The sequence below is a fragment of the Lysobacter zhanggongensis genome (genome assembly GCF_046638635.1).
Lineage (GTDB): Bacteria > Pseudomonadota > Gammaproteobacteria > Xanthomonadales > Xanthomonadaceae > Novilysobacter > Novilysobacter luteus.
The window spans coordinates 1-5,737 of sequence record NZ_JBJXHK010000111.1 but is presented as its reverse complement, the minus strand read 5'-3'; the positions used below and the strand labels follow the sequence as shown (position 1 = coordinate 5,737).

Genomic DNA, 5,737 nt, shown 5'->3' with positions numbered 1-5,737 from the left:
CACCAGCGCCTGCGGCGGCGCGCCGGTCACCCGGCCGGGCCGTGCGTGCATGGCATCGAACCATTGCTGCCACCCGGGCGGGAATTCGCCCGGAGGCCGGCGCCGGTGTGGCGCCAGCACCAGCAGGCGCCGCTGCAGCGCTTGGATCAGTGCGTCGGCTGAGATCATCAACGACGCGGGGCCGGGGTCAGGCCGCGCCGGTGCGGCTGATGTACGGGGCCGCGCCGGTGTCGTGGTCGGTCGCGTCACGCACGGCGGTCACTCCCGGAACCTTCTCCAGCAGGGTTTTCTCGATACCGTTCTTGAGGGTCATGTCGGCCATGCCGCACCCGTGGCATCCGCCACCGAAGCGCAGGACCACGACACCGTCGGCGGTCACTTCCTGCACCGAGACGCTGCCGCGGTGGGTTGCCAGCTGCGGGTTCACCTCGTTCTCGATCACGTAGAGCACGCGCTCGACCAGCGACGCGGACGCGTCCGGGGCGACACCCTTGATCTTCGGCGCGCGGATCTGCAACTGGCCCGCGGTACCCAGGGTCTCGTAGTCGATCTCGGCACCGTCCAGGTAGCTCGTGCTCGCCGCCTCCAACCACAACGTGAAGCCGTCGCAGTCCACCGCCCACTCGTCGCCCTGCAGGTCGCCCGGCTCGGCGAACTCCAGGCGTACGTCCGCGCGCGGGGTACCGGCGTTGACGGCCGACAGCCGCACCCCCAGGCCGGGCAGCGCTTCGCGCTCGATGAGCTTGCGGAAATGGGTCTGGGCGGATTCGGAAATATGGATCATGCGGCTATTCTAGCGATCTGCGCGCGGGAGCACCGCGCCTGCCTGTCGTCCGACCGCCGTCGCTGCGTTTCGTTCAGCCGACCCCGCCCGAGGAACTGCCATGAACGACCTGATCCCACTCGCCCGCGCCCACTGCATCCCCCGCCGTGGCAGCGAGCACAAGCTCACCCAGGCACGCATCCGCGAACTGCTGCCGGACATCCCAGGCTGGGAGTTGGCCGAGGACGGGCACGCGCTGGTGAAGACCTTCCGGTTCGACGATTACTACCGGACGATGGCGTTCGTGAACGCCCTGGCCTTCGTTGCCCACCGCGAGGACCACCACCCTGACCTCAGCGTCCACTACGACCGGTGCGTGGTGCGGTACTCGACCCACGACGTCGGCGGTCTGAGCGAGAACGACTTCATCTGCGCGGCCAAGGCCGAGTCACTGACGGAGTAACGACATGCGCCCGAGCACTTGCCACACCCGCAATCCCGCCCGCCCCGTCCTGATCGGCGCCCTTTCGCTGGCGATGCTCGTCGGCTGTGGCGAGGGCGGCCCGCCTGACACCAGCATGATGGTCGCGCCGACCCAGCCCGTCGCCCTCGACACCCCGCCCCCGGCCTACCCGCCGGAGCTGGCGTGCTTCGACCGCGGCGGAACGGTCGGGCTCCTCATGCAGATCGGCGTCGATGGCGCTCCGGCCGATATCCGTGTCGAGACCAGCAGCGGCCATCCGCAACTGGACCAGTCAGCGACCGAGGCGGTGGAATCCTGGAAGTTCCGGCCCGCCACCCGCAACGGCAACCCGATCGCCACCGACCTCCGCGTGCCGGTGACCTTCAGCCCGCCCGACGTGCGGCCTGACATGTGCTTCCAGTACGACGAGCAGCGCTGAGCGATCGACCGGCCGGCTCAGGCCAGTCGGTCGAGCACGTCCATCAGTTCCGGCGCCAACGGCGCATTGAGCAAGTACGGCGCCTTGCCACCGTCGAGCGAAAACTCGAGGGTGGACGCGTGCAGGAATAGGCGCTTGAGCCCTGCCTGCTCGCGCAGGCGCTTGTTGACCGACGGGTCGCCGTACTTGTCGTCGCCAGCGACGGCATGGCCGATGTGGCGGGCGTGCACGCGGATCTGGTGGGTGCGGCCGGTCTCGATGCGCACTTCGCTGTAGGAATGTCCGCCGCGTCTCTCCAGCACCCTGAAGTGACTGAGCGACGGCTTGCCGGCCGCATTGACCTGGACGTGCCGCTCACCGCCTTGGCGCAGGCCGGCGTGCAGCGGCGCATCGACGCTCATCACCCCATCGGGCATGCGACCGGTGAGCAGCGCCAGGTAGCGCTTGGCGATGCCGCCCTCCTCCCGCATCAGCGCCTGCATCTCGGTCAGCGCCGAACGCTTCTTGGCGATGATCAGCAACCCCGAGGTGTCGCGGTCCAGGCGATGGACCAGCTCCAGCGTCTGGTTGGGGCGCAGGGCGCGCATTGTCTCGATCGCGCCGAAACTGATCCCGCTGCCGCCATGGCTGGCGACGCCAGACGGCTTGTTGAGCGCCAGCAACCGCGCGTCCTCGTAGACGATCGCCGCATCCAGCGCATCCATGAAGCCTTTCGGGGGCGCCGGCTTGTCTCCGGGCTCGGCGAGACGCAGCGGAGGAATGCGCACCTCGTCCCCTCCTTCCAGCTTGCGCTCGGCCTTGGCGCGGCCACCGTTCACGCGCACCTGCCCGGAACGGACAAGCTTGTATATCAACGACCTCGGCGCGCCCTTGAGCTGCCCGAGCAGGAAGTTGTCGAGCCGTTGACCGGCACGATCATCGGGCACCCGTACGGTACGGGCACCGGGCCGGTCGTCACTGCCGGCAGGGTTGGCTGAATGGGGCATCCGCTCAGGGTTATCTGATACACTCGCGACGCGAGATAAGGTTTTGATTTCGCAGGGAGTTCCCCGTCCACCTGGTCAAGACCGGAGCGGAAACGGAGGACAGGGCCAAAAGCCCGACCTGCGGCTCCGTTCCGCGCCTGACCGCTGCCCCTTGCTTGTTCTCCAGCATGGGTAGCCATGTTAGCAGCGACGGCCCGGCGGAACCGGCCCTCGTCCGGCGGGTCAAACCGCCTGCGATGAACACGCCCCGCGCGACGCCAAGGCACCAGCCGACAGCGTCGTCGGCCCAGAACTACAGGAAAGCAGTACACAAGCGCTCCCGCGGCATGCCGTGGTGTTGCAGCGCTGGAAATTGTCAGGTCGCGCCGGCGCGCGCACGGGTCGCTCCCATGGCCCCTGCAGCAGTCGCGAGGGCGCAACCCGGTGTCCAGAAGCGAAACGCCATGGCGTTCCGCGCGGTAGAGCGCGCGAGGACGCAACAATGAAGCGCATGCTGATCAACGCGACGCAGGCAGAAGAACTGCGCGTAGCGATTGTCGACGGACAGAACCTGTACGACATCGACATCGAGCAACCGTCGAAGGAACAGAAGAAGTCCAACATCTACAAAGGCAAGATCACGCGACTCGAGCCCTCGCTCGAGGCCGCGTTCGTCGAATACGGCGCCGCCCGCCACGGCTTCCTTCCGCTCAAGGAAATCTCCCGCGACTACTACCAGGCCGGGGTCGACCCCAACAAGGCCGGCCTGAAGGAACTCCTGCGCGAAGGCCAGGAAGTGGTGGTGCAGGTCGACAAGGAAGAGCGCGGCAACAAGGGCGCGGCCCTTACCACGTTCATCTCGCTGGCCGGCCGCTACATGGTGCTCATGCCCAACTCCCCGACCGCCGGTGGCGTGTCGCGGCGGATCGAGGGCGATGACCGGGCCGAGCTGAAGAAGGCGATGGACTCGCTGAACATCCCCGACGACATGGGCGTGATCATCCGCACCGCCGGTGTCGGCCGCGATGCCGAGGAACTCCAGTGGGACCTGGACTACCTGTTGCAGGTCTGGAAGTCGGTGGCCGAGGCGGCACTCAGCAAGCCCGCGCCGTTCCTGATCTATCAGGAGTCCCGCCTGATCATCCGCGCCCTGCGTGACTACATGCGACCCGACGTCGGCGAGATCCTGGTCGACACCGAGGAGATGTACGCCGAGGCGCGCGAGTTCGTCGAGCAGGTGATGCCGCACAACCTGCGCAAGCTCAAGCACTACACCGACGACGTCCCGCTGTTCAACCGCTTCCAGATCGAATCGCAGATCGAGAACGCCTACGAGCGTGAAGTGCGCCTGCCCTCCGGCGGCGCCCTGGTGATCGACCAGACCGAAGCGCTCACCGCCGTCGACGTCAACTCCGCGCGCGCCACCAAGGGCAGCGACATCGAGGAGACCGCGTTCCACACCAATCTGGAGGCAGCCGAGGAGGTCGCTCGCCAGATGCGCCTGCGCGACCTGGGCGGGCTGGTGGTGATCGATTTCATCGACATGTCGTCCAACAAACACCAGCGCGAGGTCGAGAACCGCCTGCAGCACGCGCTGCGGCAGGACCGCGCGCGCGTGCAGGTCGGCCGGATCTCCCGTTTCGGCCTGCTGGAGATGAGCCGCCAGCGGCTGCGTCCGAGCCTGGGTGAGTCGAGCCAGATCGTTTGCCCGCGCTGCGAGGGGCATGGCCGCATGCGTGGCGTCGAGTCGCTGTCGCTGTCCATCCTGCGCGTGGCCGAAGAGCACGCCATGAAGGACAACACCGGGCAGGTCCTGGTGCAGGCGCCGACCGAGATCGCGACCTACCTGCTCAATGAGAAGCGCCGCGCCCTCAGCGAGATCGAGAAGCGCCACGACGCCCCGATCGTGATCGTCGCCGACGAGCAGCTGCACACCCCGCATTACGAAGTGACGCGCATCCGTGAGAACGAGATGGGCGAGGAAACGAGTCGGCCGAGCTACCACCGCGGCACGCNCGATCGTGATCGTCGCCGACGAGCAGCTGCACACCCCGCATTACGAAGTGACGCGCATCCGTGAGAACGAGATGGGCGAGGAAACGAGTCGGCCGAGCTACCACCGCGGCACGCCGCGCAAGCTGCCGACCCACGCGCTGACCAAGGCCCACCTCAACATCCCGGCCGCGCCGGCGGTGACCAACGTCAAGCCGGCCCAGCCGGCACCGCTGCGCGAGCCGCGCGAACCGGCCGCCGCCGTGGCCGCCCCGGTCGCCGCGGTCGTTGCACCGACCCACTCCATCGGGGTGGTCGAGCGGATCATGCGCTTCTTCCGTGGCCAGCCGGCTGGCGCGGAATCGTCGTCGAAGTCGAAATCCTCCGACCGGTCCCGGTCCCAGGATGGACGCGGCCGCGGCGACCGCACCGAGCGCGGCGACCGTAATGGCCAGCGCCGTGGCAAGGCGGGCCGTGATGGCCGCCGTGACGAAGCCTCGCGCGACAGCCAGCAGCGCCAGCCGCGCAATGGCGCTTCGCAGGAGCAGAACGCCAGCCGTGGCGCCAAGCAGGGTCGCCAGAAGCAACCGCGCGGCCAGGCCGACGAAAAGGCCCGCGGCAATGCTCCGGGCGCGGACGCCGCGGCCGAAGCACCGTCGACGCCCAAGCCCCCGCGCCAGCCGCGTGGCGAGAAGCAGCGCAAGGACGCCGAGGCCGTCGATCCGGCAATCGTGGCCGGCGCTACCGCTGCGGCCACCGTCGCCGCCGCGGCGTCGGAGCAGGACGACGTCAAGCAGAACCGCGCGGAAACCCCGGCAGCAGCCGACGTGGAATCCGCGGCCGCAGCGCCGGCCTCGCAGGATGCCTCGGCGTCCGCGGACCAAGGCGAAGCCGGTGCGGAAGGCAGCCGTCGCCGCCGTGGACGCCGTGGCGGTCGCCGTCGCCGTCGTGGTGGCAGCGAGAACGCCGCCACCGAGAACGCGTCCCCGACCGACGTGCTGGATGAGATCGACGCCGACGGCACCGATGCCGGCGACGCCGCAGCAGTCGCCAACCGTTCGCAGCCGGAGTTCGACTTCGACGACGACGCGTCGCCCGCCGAACCCGCCGCGCCG

At 68.6% G+C, this 5,737-nt stretch carries 4 protein-coding genes and 2 pseudogenes; 4 read left to right on the top strand and 2 right to left on the bottom strand.

Features of this window, described 5'->3' with window-relative positions:
* Nucleotides 1–187: 187 nt before the first annotated feature.
* Entirely contained in the window at nucleotides 188–784 is a 597-nt protein-coding gene (locus tag ACKVMH_RS12410) for an NfuA family Fe-S biogenesis protein (RefSeq protein ID WP_412700530.1), read from the bottom strand.
* A gap of 100 nt (nucleotides 785–884) precedes the next feature.
* Here ACKVMH_RS12410 and ACKVMH_RS12405 point away from each other — a divergent pair, with 100 nt between their 5' ends.
* Together ACKVMH_RS12405 and ACKVMH_RS12400 are read left to right on the top strand one after the other, a co-directional pair.
* Complete coding sequence (locus ACKVMH_RS12405; RefSeq protein WP_215217934.1) at nucleotides 885–1,226, top strand: 4a-hydroxytetrahydrobiopterin dehydratase; 342 nt, start codon at nucleotides 885–887, stop codon at nucleotides 1,224–1,226.
* A gap of 4 nt (nucleotides 1,227–1,230) precedes the next feature.
* The gene (locus ACKVMH_RS12400) at nucleotides 1,231–1,665 is read left to right on the top strand and encodes an energy transducer TonB (RefSeq protein WP_412700529.1); all 435 of its coding nucleotides are present in this window, start codon (nucleotides 1,231–1,233) and stop codon (nucleotides 1,663–1,665) included.
* A 17-nt stretch (nucleotides 1,666–1,682) separates the two neighbouring features.
* Here ACKVMH_RS12400 and ACKVMH_RS12395 read toward each other — a convergent pair whose 3' ends face one another.
* Complete coding sequence (locus ACKVMH_RS12395) at nucleotides 1,683–2,651, bottom strand: RluA family pseudouridine synthase (protein WP_412700528.1); 969 nt, start codon at nucleotides 2,649–2,651, stop codon at nucleotides 1,683–1,685.
* A gap of 481 nt (nucleotides 2,652–3,132) precedes the next feature.
* Here ACKVMH_RS12395 and ACKVMH_RS12390 point away from each other — a divergent pair.
* Both ACKVMH_RS12390 and ACKVMH_RS12385 read left to right on the top strand, forming a co-directional pair.
* Nucleotides 3,133–4,620: pseudogene (locus ACKVMH_RS12390) on the top strand (Rne/Rng family ribonuclease); the annotation flags it as partial.
* Nucleotides 4,621–4,651: 31 nt separating this feature from the next.
* Nucleotides 4,652–5,737 (top strand): annotated as a pseudogene (locus ACKVMH_RS12385) (ribonuclease E/G); the annotation flags it as partial.